Annotated in this window: 17 protein-coding genes and 1 tRNA gene; 8 read left to right on the top strand and 10 right to left on the bottom strand. The window is 68.1% G+C overall.

The annotated features are described in order from the left end of the window. The first annotated feature begins 129 nt into the window (after positions 1-129). The 3 genes from FOB47_RS15670 (at position 130) to FOB47_RS15660 (ending at position 2982) form a co-directional block, all read left to right on the top strand. On the top strand, positions 130-1125 hold the full coding sequence (locus FOB47_RS15670; RefSeq protein WP_174781492.1) for a Bug family tripartite tricarboxylate transporter substrate binding protein: 996 nt from the start codon (positions 130-132) through the stop codon (positions 1123-1125). Positions 1126-1267: 142 nt separating this feature from the next. Then, positions 1268-2623, top strand: a complete 1356-nt coding sequence (locus tag FOB47_RS15665) for an acyclic terpene utilization AtuA family protein (RefSeq protein ID WP_174782452.1) — start codon at positions 1268-1270, stop codon at positions 2621-2623. Positions 2624-2631: 8 nt separating this feature from the next. Continuing rightward, on the top strand, positions 2632-2982 hold the full coding sequence (locus FOB47_RS15660) for an AtuA-related protein (RefSeq protein ID WP_082371426.1): 351 nt from the start codon (positions 2632-2634) through the stop codon (positions 2980-2982). Here the strand turns inward: FOB47_RS15660 and FOB47_RS15655 are convergent. Beyond that, positions 2950-3786, bottom strand: a complete 837-nt coding sequence (locus tag FOB47_RS15655) for an IclR family transcriptional regulator (RefSeq protein WP_053821549.1) — start codon at positions 3784-3786, stop codon at positions 2950-2952. The two genes, FOB47_RS15660 and FOB47_RS15655, sit on opposite strands and share 33 nt — an antisense overlap. A gap of 10 nt (positions 3787-3796) precedes the next feature. Next, positions 3797-4990 carry an acyl-CoA dehydrogenase family protein gene (locus tag FOB47_RS15650; protein WP_174781491.1) on the bottom strand — a complete coding sequence of 398 codons (1194 nt, stop codon included), beginning with the start codon at positions 4988-4990 and terminating at the stop codon, positions 3797-3799. A gap of 345 nt (positions 4991-5335) precedes the next feature. Here FOB47_RS15650 and FOB47_RS15645 point away from each other — a divergent pair, with 345 nt between their 5' ends. Continuing rightward, the gene (locus tag FOB47_RS15645) at positions 5336-6502 is read left to right on the top strand and encodes a mechanosensitive ion channel family protein (protein WP_174781490.1); all 1167 of its coding nucleotides are present in this window, start codon (positions 5336-5338) and stop codon (positions 6500-6502) included. Between the two features lie 134 nt (positions 6503-6636). On the opposite strand, the gene FOB47_RS15640 is transcribed toward FOB47_RS15645, so the two are convergent. The 6 genes from FOB47_RS15640 to cysS form a co-directional block, all read right to left on the bottom strand. Next, positions 6637-6730, bottom strand: a tRNA-Ser gene (locus tag FOB47_RS15640). A 135-nt stretch (positions 6731-6865) separates the two neighbouring features. Continuing rightward, entirely contained in the window at positions 6866-8116 is a 1251-nt protein-coding gene (locus FOB47_RS15635; RefSeq protein WP_053821546.1) for an aspartate kinase, read from the bottom strand. 177 nt (positions 8117-8293) lie between these two features. After that, on the bottom strand, positions 8294-9796 hold the full coding sequence (tilS, locus tag FOB47_RS15630) for a tRNA lysidine(34) synthetase TilS (protein WP_174781489.1): 1503 nt from the start codon (positions 9794-9796) through the stop codon (positions 8294-8296). Continuing rightward, a complete protein-coding gene (locus FOB47_RS15625) occupies positions 9762-10733 on the bottom strand; it encodes an acetyl-CoA carboxylase carboxyltransferase subunit alpha (protein WP_023264370.1) in 972 nt (323 codons plus the stop codon). Before FOB47_RS15625 ends, tilS begins: the two co-directional genes overlap by 35 nt. 157 nt (positions 10734-10890) lie before the next feature. Next, positions 10891-11808 (bottom strand): DNA-3-methyladenine glycosylase family protein, encoded by a 918-nt coding sequence (locus FOB47_RS15620; RefSeq protein ID WP_151023302.1) that lies wholly within the window; start codon positions 11806-11808, stop codon positions 10891-10893. Then, positions 11793-13181: a cysteine--tRNA ligase gene (gene cysS, locus FOB47_RS15615; protein WP_174781488.1), complete on the bottom strand. Its 1389-nt coding sequence runs from the start codon at positions 13179-13181 to the stop codon at positions 11793-11795. The genes FOB47_RS15620 and cysS overlap by 16 nt, the downstream gene beginning before the upstream one ends. 227 nt (positions 13182-13408) lie before the next feature. On the opposite strand from cysS, the gene FOB47_RS15610 reads away from it, so the two are divergent. From FOB47_RS15610 to FOB47_RS15595, 4 genes are all read left to right on the top strand, one after another. Next, positions 13409-14203, top strand: coding sequence for a tetratricopeptide repeat protein (locus FOB47_RS15610; protein ID WP_244959435.1), 795 nt, complete (start codon positions 13409-13411; stop codon positions 14201-14203). A 152-nt stretch (positions 14204-14355) separates the two neighbouring features. Next, positions 14356-14973 carry a peptidylprolyl isomerase gene (locus FOB47_RS15605; RefSeq protein WP_053821542.1) on the top strand — a complete coding sequence of 206 codons (618 nt, stop codon included), beginning with the start codon at positions 14356-14358 and terminating at the stop codon, positions 14971-14973. Between the two features lie 12 nt (positions 14974-14985). Continuing rightward, positions 14986-15486 (top strand): peptidylprolyl isomerase, encoded by a 501-nt coding sequence (locus tag FOB47_RS15600; RefSeq protein ID WP_023264649.1) that lies wholly within the window; start codon positions 14986-14988, stop codon positions 15484-15486. A gap of 116 nt (positions 15487-15602) precedes the next feature. Continuing rightward, positions 15603-16385: a UDP-2,3-diacylglucosamine diphosphatase gene (locus FOB47_RS15595; RefSeq protein ID WP_053821541.1), complete on the top strand. Its 783-nt coding sequence runs from the start codon at positions 15603-15605 to the stop codon at positions 16383-16385. Between the two features lie 50 nt (positions 16386-16435). Here the strand turns inward: FOB47_RS15595 and cysE are convergent, their stop codons facing one another. Both cysE and FOB47_RS15585 read right to left on the bottom strand, forming a co-directional pair. Next, positions 16436-17179 (bottom strand): serine O-acetyltransferase, encoded by a 744-nt coding sequence (gene cysE / locus FOB47_RS15590; RefSeq protein ID WP_006577564.1) that lies wholly within the window; start codon positions 17177-17179, stop codon positions 16436-16438. Between the two features lie 360 nt (positions 17180-17539). After that, complete coding sequence (locus tag FOB47_RS15585) at positions 17540-18448, bottom strand: RNA methyltransferase (RefSeq protein WP_174781487.1); 909 nt, start codon at positions 18446-18448, stop codon at positions 17540-17542. Positions 18449-18517 lie beyond the last annotated feature (69 nt).

Below are 18517 nucleotides of genomic sequence, written 5' to 3'. Positions count from 1 at the left end.
CCAGAATTTTCATCCAATGAAAATCTGATCGCTTCGTTTGACGCTGCTTTCGGCGCCGCCCTACCCTGTGCCGCACAGAGTTTCCATTGACGAAACCAGCGTGCGCCTTGGCGCCGAGGAGACAAACCGATGAAGCGTCATTCCCGTGCGCGGCGCGCCCTGCTCGCCGCGATGGCGGTGCTGTGCGGCGCGGCCGTTCCCGCGATGTCGGCCATCGCGGCCGAGGCCTTCCCCAGCCGGCCCATTCGCCTGATCGTGCCGTTCACGCCGGGCGGCACCACGGACATCCTGGCGCGGCTCGTCGCGCAGAAGGCCGGCGAGACGCTGGGCCAGCCGATGGTGGTCGAGAACCGCCCCGGTGCGGGCGGCAACATCGGCGCGGAGGCGGCCGCGCGCAGCGCCGCCGACGGCTACACGCTCGTGATGGGCACGCTCGGCACGCAGGTCACCAACCAGTTCATCTATCCGCGCATGCCGTATGACAGCGCGAAGGACTTCGCGCCGGTGACGCTGGTCGCCAATTCGCCCAATGTGCTGCTGGTCAACAGCACGTTGCCGGCCAACTCCATCGGCGAGCTGATCGCGCTCGCCAGGCGCGAGCCCGGCAAGATCAACTACGCGTCGACCAGCACCGGCGGCTCGCCGCATCTGTCGGGCGAGCTGCTGAGCATGATGGCCGGCGTCAGGATGCAGCATGTGCCGTACAAGGGCGCGGCGCCCGCGATGACGGACCTGCTGGCCGGTCAGGTCAACCTGATGTTCGACAACCTGCCCTCTGCGCTGGCGCAGATCCAGGGCGGCAAGATCAAGGCGCTGGCCGTCACCGGCGCCAAGCGCGCCTCGGTGCTGCCGTCGGTGCCGACGGTGCGCGAGTCGGGGTTGCCGGACTACGAAGTCAATTCCTGGTTCGGGCTGCTGGCACCAGCAGGCACGCCGCCCGAGCGCGTGCGCCAGCTGCAGCAGGCCGTCGACAAGGTGCTGGCGATGCCGGACGTGCGCAAGCGCATCCAGGAACTCGGCGCCGAGCCCGGCGGCGAAGGCTCCGCGGCGTTCGCGGCGCAGATCAAGGCGGATACCGACAAGTGGGCGCGCGTGATCCGCAGCGCGGGGATCAAGGCGCAATGAGCGTGCTGCACGTATCGGACGTACCGCGCGTACCGCACGTACTGCACCACGTACTGCACGTACCGCACGTCGTGCACGTGCGGCTCGTATGGCACGCACGACACGTACCGCAGCAAAGAAGGACCCAGGCATGACGGACACCATGACTCGCAGCAGCACCCTTCGCATCGGCTCGGGATCGGGCTGGTGGGGCGATCGCGTCGAACCCGCAGAACGCTCGGCGCGCCTCGGCAAGCTCGACTATCTCTGCTTCGAAACGATGGCCGAGGCCACGGTCTCGGCCGCGCAGGTCCGCAAGCGGCGCGACCCGGCCTTCGCCGGCTACGACACCTATCTCGATGAGCGCATGCGCGCGGTGCTGCCGCACTGCATCGCCAATGGCACGCGCATCGTCAGCAATCAGGGATGGATCCATCCGCTCGGTGCCGCCAGGCGCGTGGCCGAGCTGTGCGAGGAGCTGGGGCTGCCCGGCGTCAGGATCGCGGCGATCACGACCACCGACCTGACCGGCAGCATCTGCGATCTCGACCTGACGCTGCTGGAGAGCGGCGCGCCGGTGTCGTCGCTGCGCGGCACGCTGATCAGCGCCGAGCCGTACGAGGGTGCCGCGCCGATCGTCGAGGCCTTGCGCGCGGGCGCGCAGATCGTGATCACCGGTCGCGTCGCCGACCCGTCGCTGTTCCTCGCGCCGATGATCGCGCATTTCGGCTGGTCCCCCGACGACGTGACGCGTCTCGCGCGCGGCAGCGCCATCGGCCATCTGCTCGAATGCGGCGCGCAGGTGACCGGCGGCTACTTCGGCGATCCGGGCTACAAGGACGTGCCCGAACCATGGAATCTGGCCTTCCCGATCGCGGAGGTCGAGGTCGACGGCAGCGCGGTGATCGCCAAGGTCGACGGCAGCGGCGGCCGCATCGATCTGCAGACCGTCAAGGAGCAGATGTTCTACGAGGTCCACGATCCGCGCCGCTATATCACACCGGACGTCATCGTCGACTTCTCGACCGCGGTGCTGGAACAGGTCGGGCCCGACCGCGTGCGCGTCAGCGGTGTCAGCGGGCTGCCGGCCACCGACACGCTGAAGGTGTCGCTCGGCTGCACCGAGGGCCATATCGGCGAGGACATGTTCTTCTACGCGGGACCGGGCTGCCTGGAGAAGGCGAAGCTGGCCAGGCGCATCCTCGAGGAGCGCTTCGCCATCGCGAAACTGCAGGCCGACGAGTTGCGCATCGACTTTCTCGGCGTCAACGCCGTGCATGGCGCCGCGTCGCCGGAACCCGCGTGCGAGCCGAACGAGATCGCGGTACGCGTGGCGGCGCGCACGCGCACACGCGAGGAAGCCGCCAAGGTCGGGCGCGAGATCGACAGCATGGCCGTCTGCGGGCTGGCATCGACCGGCAAGCGCGTGCCGCATCAGGACCGCACCCGCGAGATCATCGGCGTCTGGTCCGCGCTGGTGCCGCGCGCGGCGATCCGCTCCGAGATCCACTATCTGTGAGGAAGACCATGCGCGTCCCCCTGCGGCGTCTGGCCCATAGCCGCTCCGGCGACAAGGGCAATACCTCGAACACGGCCGTGATCGCCTACGCGCCCGAGTTCTATCCCCATATCAAGTCGCAACTGACGGCGGCGGCATTCAGGTCGTGCTACGGCACGCTGATCACGGGCGAAGTGACACGCCATGAAGTCGATGGACTGCAGGTACTCAATTTCGTCGCCGAGGGCGCGCTCGGCGGCGGCGTGTCGCGCAGCCTGGCGATCGACAACTATGGCAAGGCGCTGGCCAGCGTGGTGCTGCGTTTCGAGATCGAGATTCCGGACGCACTAGCGCCGCTGCTGCGTGGGCCGGCGCGATAGGCGAACCGCTGTCCCGCGCGCTGTCACGCGACCCGGGTCCCCCTGCGGCGACAACGCCGAGCCGGTCCATGCGCTGGCGATATGGCTGGCCTCCGCCTTCAGCCGGCGTGCCAGAACCGCTTCGCGGGCGCGCAACCGTACCGTCTGCGCCGCGACGCTGAGCGCGCCGATCGGCCACCCCTGCTCGTCGAGAATCGGCACCGCGATGCCTCCCATGCCCTCGACCACCCAGTCGAGAAACATCACGTGCCTGCGCGAGCGGGCCGCCTCGATCTCGGCGGCGATGACGGCGGCATCGAGCCGCGGATAGTTGGCCAGCTTGCGCGAGGTCTGCTGCAAGCGCCGCGCGCGTTCTGGCGGCGGCAGCCAGGCCAGCACGGCCAGGCTGCCCGCTCCCACGCCGAGCGGCCGGCGCGTGCCGACCGAGACGTAGTTCGCGCTGAACGTGAACGTGCCCGGCTCTACGTCCGAACAGACCGCCTCGCCGCGGCTGGCCTCGGTCAGCACGGCGGTATCGCCGAATGCCTCGACCAGCCGCTGCAAGGCCGGACGCGCCAGCTTGCGCAACTCGGCCCGGCGCTGCGCGACATCGGCCAACTGGAAGACCTCCGGGCCGATGCCGTAGCGGCGCATCGGGTCGCGCGTGGCAAAGCCCTCCCGCACCAGCAGGTCCAGCATGCGCGACGCGGTGGCGGGATCGAGCCCGGTCGCGCGCGCGACATCGCTCATGCGGCGCACTTCGGGATCGGACAGCGCGCGCAGCACGGCGAGGGCGCGCTGGACCGGTGAGGGACGCGACGACATATCGCGCGGTTCAGCTTGCTTGCGTGCCGGCCAGCGTCTCGCGCTTGATCTTCTTCGCGAGCGACCACTTGTGGACCTCGGTGGGACCGTCATAGATGCGGAAGGCCCGCACCTCGCGCAGGATCTGCTCGACGATGGTGTCGCGCGACACGCCCAGGCCGCCCATGATCTGCACGCAGCGGTCGGCCACGCGGTACAGCGCCTCCGACACCGCGACCTTCGCCATCGAACTCTCCACCGTGCCGGCCGCGCCGCCGTCGAGCACGCCGGCGCACCAGTCGATCATCAGCGCGGCCTGCTGCAGATCGATCAGGTTCTCCGCAAGCATGAAGCCCACGCCCTCATGGTCGATCAGCAGCTTGCCGAAGGCCTTGCGCGTGGTGGCATACGCGCGCGCGATCTCGTCGGCCCGGACCGTGCCGCCAAACCAGCGCATGCAGTGCGACAGCCGCGCCGGCGACAGGCGCACCTGCGCATAACGGAAGCCCTCGTTGACCTCGCCGAGCACCTGGTCGGCCGGCACGCGCAGGTCGTCGAGCAGGATCTGCGCATGGCCGCCGGGCATCGAGCTGTCGATGGTGTCGATCACGCGCTCGATGCGGACGGCCGGATGCGGCAGGTCCACCAGGAACATCGTCGCCTGCGCATGTTCGCCATCGCCGGTGCGCGCCATCACGATGCCGACCTGCGCCCCTTCGGCGCCGGTGATGAATTTCTTGCGGCCGCGGATGACCCAGTCGCCGCCGTCCTGCGTCGCCGTGGTCTGCAGCATCGAAGGATCCGAACCGGCCCCGCCCTCCTCGGCAGGCTCGGTCATGAAGAAGGCGGAGCGGGCCTCGCCGCGTACCAGCGGCTCGAGAAAGCGCTGCTTCTGCGCCGGCGTGCCGACCTTGCCGAGCAGGAACATATTGCCCTCGTCCGGCGCCATCGTGTTGACGGCCACCGGGCCCAGCGGCGACAGCCCCGAGCGCTTGAGCACGGCCGCGGTCTCCCGCTGCGTCAGATGCGAGCCGTCGGGCAGGATATGCGGCGTCATCACGCCCGCGGCGCGGGCTTTCGCGCGCATCTCGTCGATCAGTTCGCTGGTCGGCCCGTGCGCCGTGCAGCGGGGATCGGCTTCATAGGGGACGACGATATCGCGGACAAAGCGCTCGACGCGGTCGGCAATGACGCGGCTACGTTCGGTGGGACACGGGGTGAACATCGTGGCAGTCTCCCTGGATCTGGCGCATTGGCAGGCCGCTCTGCATGCCGCATGCCCGTCGCCGATTGTGTTGGATAGCGTGACCCGATTGTAGGGGATTCCATCGGCGCGGCCGGCCAGCCATGAGCACCATGTCAGCATTGCCCTCGTTTGAATTTTCGAAGGTCGAATGCCTGCGGCCATCCCGATGCGCGAGTCACTGCGTTGGAAAGGCTCTTGCCGCGATCCGTTGATAAAGACCCATTGCACGCCCGGTGTGGCTTGACGTGCCGATGCCTTGCGCGCAGTGGCATCAATCCTGCAAGCCCCTACCCCATGCGTCCGTCCCGGCACAGGAGGTAAGGCATGAAGGCATGGCTCGATCTGAACGTCTTCCTGGGCATCCCGGCCCTGAACTGGCTGCATGCCGGCATCGCAGCCGTCGTCAGCTATCTGGTGCTGATCACGCTGCTGCGTTTCACCTGCGCCCGCCTGGACCGGCTTGCGGCCCGGACAAGGCCGGTGATCATCGACCGCATGGCGGACATGCTGCGGCATACGTCGCGCTTCGTGCTGCTGCTGGCCGCGCTGCTGATCGCCGTCGACTTCCTCGACCTGCCGCCGAAATGGGCCAGCCGCATCGGCCATCTGTGGTTCCTGCTGATCGGACTGCAGATCGCCATCTGGATCAATCATGCCGTGACGCTATGGACGTATGACCGGCTGACCGGCACCGGGCCGACGGCCCACAATCCGGTGTTCACCACGGTGATGGCGTGGGGCATGCGCGTGATGCTGTGGTCGGTGCTGCTGCTCGCGGTGCTGGCGAACATGGGCGTCAATATCACGGCCTTCGTCGCCAGCCTCGGCGTCGGCGGCGTGGCGGTGGCGCTGGCCGTGCAGAACATCCTCAGCGACCTGTTCGCGTCGCTGGCCATCGGTCTGGACAAGCCCTTCGAGAACGGCGATTTCATCGTGTTCGGCGACATCGCCGGCAGCGTCGAGCGCATCGGCCTGAAGACCACGCGGCTGCGCGCGCTGAGCGGCGAGCAGATCGTCTGCAGCAATACCGAGCTGCTGAAGACGACGATCCACAACTACAAGCGCATGGCGGAACGCCGCATCCAGTTCAATTTCCGCGTGACATACCAGACGCCGCCGGAGACGCTGCGGCGCATCCCCGAGATCGTCAAGTCGGCCGTCGTCGCGGCAGGCAGAACCCGCTTCGATCGCGCGCATTTCAAGGGCTTCGGCGAAAGCGCGCTGGAGTTCGAGGTGGTCTACTTCGTCACCGATCCGGACTACAACCTATACATGGATATCCAGCAGTCGATCAATCTGGCGATGGTGACGGAGCTGGGCAAGCTGGGCGTGGAGTTTGGCGTGCCCGTGCGGACGGTGCAGCTGGCGGCAACGAATGCGGATGCCGATGCCGATGCGGAACCAGCCTCGCGCGATGCGAACGCGCCCGCGCGCGCCTGGCCCCCACAACCGCGCCAACGCGGCCAGGCTTCGTTGTCGCAGGCACGGTAGACGTCAGCAGCACCGCGATTGCAGCGATTGCAGCGGTCGGCATCGCCGCGATGCCGACGACATCGAGGGCCACAAAAAACAAAACCCCGGAAGACCGCGATCTTCCGGGGTTCCGCCGCCATGTACCGATGTACTGGCGGAGACGGAGGGATTCGAACCCTCGATCCAGGTTTTGGCCCGGATGCTCCCTTAGCAGGGGAGTGCCTTCGACCTCTCGGCCACGTCTCCCAAACTTGCGTTGTGCGAGGGAGGCCGCACAACGAAGCGCGTATTCTAGCGAGGGTGCGGCAATTGGTCAACGACGAATCGATGACACCGCACTTGCTCTCTCTCGCCAGGGCCGGCGCGCGAACGCGCCGGAAATCAGGCCTGTTCCAATTCGAACGCCTTGTGCAGCGCGCGGACCGCCAGTTCCATGTACTTCTCGTCGATCAGCACCGAGATCTTGATTTCCGAGGTCGAGATCATCTGGATATTGATGCCCTCTTCCGACAGCGTGCGGAACATCTTGCTGGCGATGCCGACATGCGAGCGCATGCCCACGCCGACCACCGACACCTTCGACACCTTGGGATCGCCCGACACGCTGCCCGCGCCGATATGCGCCTTGACGCCGTCGTTGAGGATGCCCAGCGCGCGCTGATAGTCGGCGCGCGGCACGGTGAAGGTGAAGTCGGTCTTGCCCTCGACGGACTGGTTCTGGATGATCATGTCGACGTCGATATTGGCGTCGGCGATCGGACCGAGGATCTGGTAGGCGATGCCGGGCTTGTCGGGCACGCCGAGAACGGTGATCTTGGCTTCGTCACGGGCAAAGGCGATGCCGGAGATGACGGCTGCTTCCATGTCAGGGTCTTCCTCAAAAGTAATCAGCGTGCCCGAATGCATTTCCTGCTCGAGCGGCATCAGGGGATCGGTCAGCGACGACAGCACGCGCGTCTTGACGCGGTATTTGCCGGCGAATTCCACCGAGCGGATCTGCAGCACCTTGGAACCGAGGCTGGCCATTTCCAGCATTTCCTCGAAGGTGATGCGGTCCAGCCGGCGCGCGTCTTCGACCACGCGCGGGTCGGTGGTGTAGACCCCGTCCACGTCCGTATAGATCAGGCACTCGTCGGCCTCGATCGCGGCGGCGATGGCGACGGCCGAGGTATCGGAGCCGCCGCGGCCCAGCGTGGTGATATTGCCCAATGCGTCGATGCCCTGGAAACCGGTGACGATCACGACGCGGCCCGCGTCGAGATCGCCCAGGATGCGCTCATCGTCGATCGATTCGATGCGTGCCTTGGTGTATGCCGAGTCGGTCTTGACCGGGACTTGCCAGCCGGTATAGCTGATCGCGTCGATGCCCTCGCCGTGCAGCGCGATGGCCAGCAGCGCAACGCTGGCCTGTTCGCCGGTCGAGGCCAGCATGTCGAGCTCGCGCGGATCCGGCTGCGGCGAAATCTCCTTGGCGAGTCCCAGCAGGCGATTGGTCTCGCCCGACATGGCCGAAGGCACCACGACTACGCGGTGACCGGCGCGGTGCCACTTGGCCACGCGCTTGGCGACATTCTTGATGCGTTCCGTGGAACCCATCGAAGTGCCGCCGTATTTGTGAACGATGAGAGCCATCTTCTTGTCGACGCCAGCGATTGTGCAAAACCACTGAAAATACACCAAGCACCGGCGCCCGGCAAGGCGGAATAGCGGCCGTTTGGCCTTGTCAAGCCTTGCGGCAGCGACGTCCCGTGCGGTAGCCGGCGGGGCGGGCGCGGCCGCGACGCCCACGCCACGCGCCGATCGCTGCGGTCAAGGCAACGGTCCGGGTTGCGGACCCCAGGCGTGCCATTCGACGCGCCAGCGTGGGGCCGGCGCGGCGTCGAGCCAGCGGCGATGCATGCCGAGCCCGGCGGCGAACACGATCTGCTCCCCTGCCCGCAGCAGCGGCAGATACGGACGGCGCCAGGCCGGCACGGCGGCCTCCTGATAGGCCTGCTTCAGCGCGCGGGCCGGGCCGCCCGGCCGCAGCACGATACGCTCGCCGCCGCTGCGCGGCCCCAGCGTCAGCGGCTGCCGCAGCACGGCCTCGGGCACGCCGAAGGTGTCGTCGCGCGTAAAGCGCAGCTCGCCGCGCCAGGCGGGAACCGGCAGGGTGCCCTGCCCGGCCCACTGCAGCGCAACCGCCTCCGTGGGCGGCTCGCCCGGCGGCATGCAGGCCAGCACACGGGATCGAAAACGCCGCAGCACCAGGCCGTCATGGGGCAGCGCCGGCTCGCCGCCGCGATGCTCGATCAATTGCGCCCGCATCGCCGCCAGCCGGGCCACCGAGGGCGCGCGCACGCCGAGGTCGCGCAGCCACAGCCGCAGCACCGCGTCGCCTTGCGCGGCCGGCAAGGCGCCCAGTCCGTCGAGATCGAGTTCGGCAAGCGTGGCGGCATCGCGCCCGGGATGCGCCAGCGCCGCCAGTTGCCGCGCGGCCAGCGCATCGAGCGCGTGGGCCGCTTCGGCCAGATGCGCCGCGGCCTGGGCAACGTTGGCGCGCAGCGCCGGGAAGGCGGCGAGCAAGCCGGGCAACTGCTGGCGCAGCGCGTTGCGGGCGAAGCGAGTGTCGTCGTTGGACGGATCGTCGATCCAGCGCAGGCCATGCGCCAAGCAATAAGCCTCGATGTCGCGCCGTTCGATCTCGAGCCAGGGCCGCAGCAGCGCGATGTCGCGATGCTCGGCCAGGCGCCGCAGCGCCGGCATGCCGGCCAGGCCATGCACGCCGCTGCCGCGGAACAGCCGCATCAGCACGGTCTCGACCTGGTCGTCCAGATGGTGGCCGAACAGCAGCCAGCTGACGTTGTGCTGCTCGCAGAGCTCGGTCAGCGCCTGGTACCGGGCACGGCGGGCGGCGGCCTCGAGCCCCTCCCCGTGCGCGGGGACGACCGTGACCCGGGCGGCGCGGTATTCGACGCCCCAGTCCTGGCACAGCCCGGCGCAGAAGCGGTCCCATTCGTCGGCCTGGGCCTGCAGGCCGTGGTGGACATGCAGCGCCAGCAGCGGCACAGGTTCGGCCTCGCCAACACGGGTGGCGGCGAGCGCGGCGCGCGTGGCATGCAGCAGCGCCACCGAATCGCGGCCGCCCGACAGGGCCACCGCCACCGCCTTCGCACCATGCTGGCCGGGTTGGCCGGCCCCGGAAACGACAAAGGCCGCACCGGCCTGCAGGGCCTGTGCGACCTTGTCGGTCAGCGTGGCGGTCGGGTCGCGCAAATCGGGCGCGGCGGGATCAGCCTCAGCCCTGGGCGCCGGTTTCCTTGAACTTGCCATAGGCCATCAGCCGCTCGTGGCGGCGCGCCTGCAGTTCCTTGACGCTGATGCCCTGGAACTGGCGCAGCGACTCGGCCAGCGAACGCTTGAGCATCGCGGCCATGGCCTTCGGATCGCGGTGCGCGCCGCCCAGCGGCTCGTTGACGATCTTGTCGATCAGGCCCAGTGCCTTGAGCCGATGCGCGGTCAGGCCCAGCGCCTCGGCGGCCTCGGGCGCCTTCTCGGCGGTCTTCCACAGGATCGAGGCGCAGCCTTCCGGCGAAATCACCGCGTAGGTGGCGAATTGCAGCATCTGCACCACGTCGCCGACCGCGATCGCCAGCGCGCCGCCCGAACCGCCTTCACCGATGATGGTGGCGATCAGCGGCACCTTCAGGCCGGCCATCACGTACAGGTTGTGGCCGATCGCCTCCGACTGGCCGCGCTCCTCGGCGTCAATGCCCGGGAAGGCACCCGGCGTGTCGACGAAGGTGAAGATCGGCAGGCCGAACTTGTCGGCCAGTTCCATCAGCCGCTTGGCCTTGCGATAGCCCTCGGGCTTGGACATGCCGAAGTTGCGCAGCGCGCGTTCCTTGGTGTCCCGGCCCTTCTGGTGGCCGATCACCATGCACGCCTGGCCGTTGAAGCGGGCCAGCCCGCCCACGATCGACAGATCGTCGGCGAAGGCGCGGTCGCCGTGCAGTTCGTGGAAGTCGGTGAAGATCTCCCGCACATAGTCCAGCGTGTAGGGGCGCTGGGGATGGCGGGCAATCTGGGCCACCTGCCACGGGGTCAGGTTGGCGTAGATGTCCTTGGTCAGCTGCTGGCTCTTGCCGGCCAGCCGCGAAATCTCTTCGGAAATGTCGACGGCCGAGTCGTCCTGCACGAAGCGCAGTTCTTCGATTTTTGCCTCGAGTTCGGCGATCGGCTGTTCGAAATCCAGGAAGGTGGTTTTCATTGAATCACACGTACCTGTCTGTGAAGGGGCGCATTCTACCGGAATTTGCCGGCGCGCCGGGCGCTGAAATCGCCTCGTATGCGCCGCTCGCGCCGCCTGAAGATGGTGAAAGGAGCACTTTCGCGCCCGCTATCGGCTGCCGGTTATCGAAGCCAGACTAGTAAGTGACAGGCAGCGGATCAAGGCTGCGCCACATGTACCAGGTCGCCACGGTGCGCCATGGTTCCCAGTTCGCTGCCACTTCGCGGGCCTCGCTGCGCGTGACCGGTTCGCCGCTGAAATAGTTGGCGGAGATCGCGTTGATCAGGCCGATGTCGTCCAGCGGCAGCACGTTGGGCCGCATCAGGTTGAACATCAGGAACATCTCGGCGGTCCAGCGGCCGATGCCGCGGATCTGCGTCAGTTCGGCGATCACCGCCTCGTCGTCCATCTCGGCCCATTTGTCGACATGGACGCGTCCCGCCTTGAAGTGATCGGCCAGGTCGACGATGTATTCGGCCTTGCGGCGCGACAGCCCGCAGGCGGCCAGCTTGTCGACGCCGGCCCGCAGCAGCTGCGCCGGGGTCAGCTTCGGACAGGCGGCCGCCAGCCGGTCCCACACCGATTGCGCGGCCTTGACCGAGATCTGCTGCCCGACGATCGAACGCGCCAGCGTGATGAAGGGGTCGCCGCGCGAAATCAGATGGGCCGGCCCGTACGTCGGGATCATCTTGCGCAGGATGCGGTCGCGCTTCATCAGGTCGGCGCAGGCCTCGTCCCAATAGGCGGGACGCACGGCGCCCTCGACGGTCTCGACCGGCAGCGGGATCGCCGCGGCCTCGGGCAGCGTCGTCTTGCCGGCGCGCGCCGTCTTCAGCGCCGGCTTGCCGTCGGCCTTGGTCACCACGCGGCCCTTGGGCGCGGCCACGTCGGCGACGGCGGGCGCCTTGGCGCCCTTGGCCGGCTTGGCGGCCTTGGCCGCGCTGGTCGCCTTGGCAGCCTTGATGGCCGGCTCTCCGGTGGCCCGCGCCGGCTTGGCGGCCTTGGCGGCCGTGCCGGGCGTCTTGCGCACGGCAGCGTTCAAGCACGCCTCCATTCGGTCACGCCGCCCGGCTTGTCCTCCAGCACCACGCCGGCCTCGAGCAGTTCGGCGCGGATGCGGTCGGCCTCGGCGAAATTGCGCTCGGCCTTGGCCTGCTTGCGAGCGGCGATGCGTTCCTCGATCTGTTCCGGCGCGATGCCGGCCGAGTCGGCGCCGCCCTGCAGGAAGGCGTGCGCATCGCGACCGAGCAGGCCGAGCGTGGCGGCCAGGCCCTTCAGCTGACGTGCCGCCGCGGGCGAACCGCTGCGGTTGACTTCGCCGGCCAGGTCGAACAGTACCGAGACCGCGATCGGCGTATTGAAGTCGTCGCCCATCGCCTCGGCGAAGCGGCGCGCATGCGGCTCGTCCCAATCGAGCGGTTGCGTGTCGGGCTGCACGTCCTTCAGCGCGGTGTACAGGCGGGTCAGGCCGTGGCGCGCGTCGTCCAGATGCGCGTCGCTGTAGTTCAGCGGGCTGCGGTAGTGCGCGCGCAGAATGAAGAAACGCACGACCTCGGCATCGTACTGTTTCAGCACCTCGCGGATCGTGAAGAAATTGCCGAGCGACTTCGACATCTTCTCGTCGTTGATGCGCACGAAGCCGTTATGCATCCACACGTTGACGAATGGCTTGCCGCTGGCGCCTTCGGATTGCGCGATCTCGTTCTCGTGGTGCGGGAACTGCAGATCGGCGCCGCCGCCATGGATGTCGAAATGCTCGCCGAGCAGCGCGCAGCTCATCGCCGAGCATTCGATATGCCAGCCCGGACGGCCGACGCCCCACTTCGACGACCACTTGCTTTCGGCCGGCTCGCTGTCCTTGGCGGACTTCCACAACACGAAGTCGAGCGGGTCGTGCTTGGCATCGTTGGCCGCCACGCGCTCGCCGGCGCGCAGGTCCTCCAGCGACTTGCCGGACAGCTTGCCGTAGCCGTTGAATTTGCGCACCGCGTAATTGACGTCGCCGTCGCTGGCCTGATACGCCAGGCCCTTCGCTTCCAGCTTGCCGATGATGTCGAGCATCTGCGGCACGTATTGCGTCGCGCGCGGCTCGTGGTCTGGACGCTGGATGCCGAGCGCGGCCGCATCCTCGTGCATATAGCCGATGAACCGCTCGGTCAGCTCGCCGATGGTCTCGCCGTTCTCGGCGGCGCGGCGGATGATCTTGTCATCGATGTCGGTGATGTTCTGCACATAGGTCACCTCGTAACCCGCGGCGCGCAGCCAGCGCTGCACCATGTCGAACACCACCATCACGCGCGCGTGCCCGACGTGGCAGTAGTCGTACACCGTCATGCCGCAGACATACATGCGGACCTTGCCGGGTTCGATGGGCACGAAGGGCTGTTTCTCGCGCGCGAGCGTGTTGTAGATGTTCAGTGGATGCATGAAACGAGGTGTTCGAAGAGAATGCGTGGCGCCTGCCGCGCGAGCCGGTGCGACTGGCCGATCGCGCATCGGTCGACTTGCCGGACAACGCGACCCGGCGATTCGTCACGGCCGCGGCGTCGACTTCGGGTCGCCGGGCGAGGCCATATCTTACCGGAAGCCTTCGCGCGTCGGCGTCGATGCCGCGCTTTGCTAGAATGCCGCGAAGTATAAAGGACCGCACCTACATGAGCTTGCCTTCGTCCAACGTCGCGACCGACGCGATGCACCACGTCACGCCCGGCATCATCACTGCGCGCCGCCGCGCCGCCACCACCGTACGCCGCGCATGCGCCGTCGCCGTGGCGAGCGCCGCCGCGCTGCTGTGCGCCCTGCCCGCTGCGCCGGCGCTGGCGCAGTCCGTCGGGTTTCCCGGCGGCGGCGCTCCTGGCGCGAAAGGCTTCCAGCCCTCCGGAGACCCGGGCATGGCGGACGCCGAAAAGGCCGCGCAGCAGCGCCGCTATGCCGAGGCGATCGAGCGCTTCGACAAGGTGATCGCCGCCAACCCGCGCAATGTGCAGGCACGATTCGAGCGCGCCTGGGCGCTGTCGCAGGCCGGCCGCGAGGACGAGGCAGTGCAGGCCTTCCACGAGATCGCACAGGAATATCCCGAACTGCCCGAGCCGCACAACAATCTGGCGCTGATCTATGCGCGCCGGGGCGACCTGAAGCGCGCCGAGGCCGAACTGCTGGCCGCGCTCGAAGCCAAGCCCGGCTTTGCGATCGGCTATACCAATCTGGGCGACGTCTACCGCAAGCTCGCCGAGCGCTCCTACGCCGAGGCGCTCAAGCGCAACCCGGGCGACGCACGTGCGCGCACCGGTCTGGCCGCGGTGGGCACCAGGGCGCCGGCCAACAAGTCGGCCAACACGCCCGCCCCCGCCCAGCCGCGCACGTCCGAGCCGGCGGCCGAGCCCCAGGCACCGATCGCCCCGCCGCCGCTGCCGAGGCCGCCGGGCCCGGATCGCGAAGACCTGGACTGACGGGTCCACGGCATTGCCCCGCTCGCGTGCCGGCCCATGCAACGCGGAGCGAGCGGGCGCCATCGTCATCGATGCGGGTGATCGCCGGAATGGCGCATCCATCGAACGCAGGTATCCGCCGATCGCCCTGATCCAAACCTTTGGAGATTCCCATGTCCTTGACCCGACGCGGCGCCCTCGGCGCCATGCTGGCCGCGCTGATGGCCGGCACCCTGAGCTTCGGCGCCGCACAGGCACAGGCGCCGGCTTCCGCCTCCGCTCCGGCGGCCTCGGCCGCCGAGCGCGTGCGCTTTGTCACCAGCGCCGGCAACTTCACCATCGAGGTCTATCCCGAAGCTGCGCCCAAGACGGTCGCCAACTTCCTGGAATACGTGAACAGCGGCTTCTACAGCGGCACGATCTTCCACCGCGTGATCAACGGCTTCATGGTGCAGGGCGGCGGCTTCGATCGCGACATGAAGCAGAAGCCGACGCGCGCGCCGATCCCGCTCGAGTCGCAGAATGGCCTGAAGAACAAGGCCGGCACCGTGGCGATGGCCCGCACCGGCGATCCGAACTCGGCCACGGCGCAGTTCTTCATCAATGTGGTAGATAATCCGAGTCTCGACTATCCGCAGCCGGACGGCAACGGCTATGCCGTGTTCGGCAAGGTGGTCGAAGGCATGGACACCGTCGATCGCATCAAGAAGTCGCCGACCACTGCCTACGGCCCCATGCGTAATGTGCCAGCCACGCCGATCGTCATCGAATCGGCCACCATCGTCAAGTAACAGAGGAAAGCCATGTCCAAGGTCCAGCTGCAAACGAATCACGGCGCCATCGTCATCGAACTCGACGCCGACAAGGCGCCCAAGACGGTGGAGAACTTCCTGTCCTATGTCCGCAAGGGCCACTACGACAACACGATCTTCCACCGCGTCATCAAGAACTTCATGATCCAGGGCGGCGGCTTCGAGCCCGGCATGAAGCAGAAGCCCACCGACGACCCGATCGACAACGAGGCCGGCAACGGCCTGAAGAACGATCGCTACACCGTCGCGATGGCGCGCACCAACGCGCCGCACTCGGCGACCGCGCAGTTCTTCATCAACGTGGTCGACAACGACTTCCTGAACTTCACGTCGCCGACGCCGCAGGGCTTCGGCTATGCGGTATTCGGCAAGGTCGTCGAAGGCACCGACGTGGTCGACAAGATCAAGGGCGTGCGTACCGGCAGCGCCGGCTTCCATCAGGACGTGCCGCTCGAGGACGTCGTGATCGAGAAGGCGGTGGTGCTCGAGTAATCGCGCACTGCGTCCTTGCGGCACATCGTCCCGCACGGCGCGTGGCTGCCTCTTTGCGGTACAGCCCGCGCCATTGACGGCGGCATGCCCTCGCCCATGGAAATCGCTCCGAATCGATGAGCCCTGCCGCCAGCACGCCGGCTGCCTCCGTCCTCGCGGTGGAGGCGCCGGCGTGGTTCATTTCCGACCTGCATCTGACGCCTGGGATGCCGCGCACGCTGGCGGCATTCGAGCGCGTGCTCGAACGCGCCGGCGAACAGGCGCGCACTCTGTTCATCCTCGGCGACTTCTTCGAATTCTGGATCGGCGACGAGGAGAGCGAGGCACCGTTTCCGCGCGCCGTCGCCGCGGCGCTGGCGCGCCTGTCAGCGCGCGGCGTGCCCGTCTATCTGATGCACGGCAATCGTGACTTCCTGCTGGGCCCGCGCTTTGCCCGCGAGGCCGGCGCCACGCTGCTGCCCGACCCGACCGTGATCGACTGCGCCGGCCACCGCGTGGTGCTGACCCACGGCGACATGCTGTGCACCGACGACACGCGCTATATGCGCTTCCGGCACTGGACCCGCAAAGCCTGGATCCAGCGGCTGTTCCTGGCGCTGCCGCTGTCGTGGCGGCTGGGCATCGCGCGCAAGCTGCGCAGCGACAGCGAGGCAGGCCGCCAGCGGCCCGGGCCGCCGCGCGACTACGGCGATGTCGCGCCGGCCGCGGTAGCGGCGCTGCTGCGCGACAGCGGCACGGCCGCGATGGTCCATGGCCATACGCACCGCCCTGCCCGGCATGACGAGCCGCATGGCCTGCGCTGGGTGCTGACCGATTGGGATCTCGATGGCGCGCATCCGCGCGCGGCGGCATTGCAGCTCGATGCCGAAGGCTTTCGCGAGCTGCCGCAGCTCGACTGAGCAATCGGGGCAAGGCCGAGGCCCTGCCCCGTTCGCTTCATGCGTTCGCGCTACTTCATCAGCTTGCGCAACTCGCTGGCATCGAAGCGATCGTTCGGCGTGTTTTCCAGATGCTCGCCGAGCCGATCCAAGGCCGCCTGCACGGCCTCGAGCTTTTCCTGTTGGCTGGCCGCATGGTCGATCAGGCTTTTGAGCGCCAGCGACACCGGATCGTCGGCGTTCGGCGTGATGCCGTAAGCCGAGAACTCCTGCCGTGCGCCCTGCTGCGAAGGCGGCGCGTCGGGCAGGATGATGCGGGCCGGCACGCCGACCGCGGTCGCGCCCGGCGGCACCGGCTTCAGTACCACGGCATTGGAGCCGACGCGCGCGCCATCGCCGATGGTGAAGCCGCCCAGCACCTTGGCGCCGGCGCTGACGACCACGCCGGTGCCCAGCGTCGGATGCCGCTTCTGGCCCTTGTACAGCGAGGTGCCGCCCAGCGTCACGCCCTGATAGATCGTGCAGTCGTCGCCGATCTCGGCGGTCTCGCCGATCACCACGCCCATGCCGTGATCGATGAACACGCGCCGGCCCATCTTCACCGCCGGATGGATCTCGATGCCGGTCAGGAAACGCGACCAGTGCGAGATCCAGCGGCCCAGCCAGTGCATCCCCGCGTTCCAGCAGGCGTGCGCGAAACGGTGGAACACCACGGCATGCAGGCCCGGGTAGCATGTCAGCACCTCCAGCCGGCTGCGCGCGGCGGGGTCGCGCTGCATGATGGTGTCGATATCTTCCTTGAGGCGAGAGAACATCTTGGTCGTGTGCGATTGCCCCGCCGTGCCGCGCGCCATCGGAACGCGCATGCCGCCGGGGTCGTGTCCGGGCGATGCCCTAGGGAAACGGAAGCAGGGAGTGTAAGAGATTTGGCACCCTGATGCCGTCATGGGCATCGGGCGTCGCACCTGCCCCGCCGCTATGTCGACACGCGCGGGACAAGCCCGGGCGTGGGCGGCGCGGGCATCAACATCGCTCGCGATGGAAGGCGTAGGCAGCGTTGCGGATCGCATGCTCGCCGGCGCGCTCGCGTCGCGCCGGCGACAGGTCGGCCGCCCCCTCGGGACGTGGGCGAGGAGCGTCGGTGTTCCGGGAAAAGGCGGCGATTCGCGCCAATGTCATGTCTCCGTGGTGTGACCACTGCGGTCGTCGCTGCGGTTGTCGCTGCGATCGCCGCTGCGCGATCCGCGCCCGGCCAGCGTCATCTGCTTGGCGATCCCGCGCAGCAGATTGACCTCCTCCTGCTCCAGCCCGCTGCGCGCGAACAGCCGGCGCAGCCGCGGCATCAGCTTTTTCGGATGCGCCGGATCGAGAAAACCGATCGCCTCCAGGCCCTGCTGCAGATGCACGAACATCGCCTCGATCTGCTCGGCCGTCGCGGCCTGCCCAGCATAGCCGATATCGCTGGGCGGCGCCGCGCGCTCCTGCAGCAGCGCCAGCCGCATCTCGTAGGCGACGAGCTGCACCGCCTGGGCCAGATTCAGCGAGGCGTAGGCCGGATTGGCGGGGATATGGGTCACCACCGAGCAGCGGTCGACCGCCTCGTTGGGCAGGCCGTAGCGCTCGTTGCCGAAGACGAACGCGATATCGGCCGGCTCGGCGGTTTCCGCTTCGATGCCGGACGCGGCGGCCAGCAAGTGCTCGCCGGCCTTTGCCGTCGCCTCGCGCGGCAGCAACCGCGGTGGCCCGAACTCGCGCTGGCGCGCGGTCATCGCGACGGTATAGGACGCGCCGGCCAGCGCCGTCTCCAGATCGTCGACCACAAGCGCGGCCCGCAGCACGTCGTCGGCACCGCTGGCCAGCGCGACGGCTTCCGGATGCTCGCGCACGGCCGGCTCCCGCGGCGACACCAGCACCAGCGTGCCGGCCCGGCCGCCGAAGCCCATGGTCTTGATGGCGCGCGCCACCGAGCCGACGTTGCCGGGATGGCTGGTCTCGACCAGCACGAAGCGCACGCGCGCGAACGCGGCGTCCAGGGCCTGCTGCGGGGCGCCCGGGGCCTCGTTTGCGTGCTCGCTCGTGTCCATTGACGGGTTCCTATACAATGCGGGGTTCAATTTATTTGGCGCGCCGCTCCGCCGCTCCGGCCAAGGCAT

Origin of the sequence: Cupriavidus gilardii, from assembly GCF_013347325.1 — a bacterium.
Taxonomy (GTDB): Bacteria; Pseudomonadota; Gammaproteobacteria; order Burkholderiales; family Burkholderiaceae; genus Cupriavidus; species Cupriavidus gilardii.
Note: the sequence above shows the minus strand (reverse complement) of the source record. Positions and strands in the feature narration are given on the sequence as shown.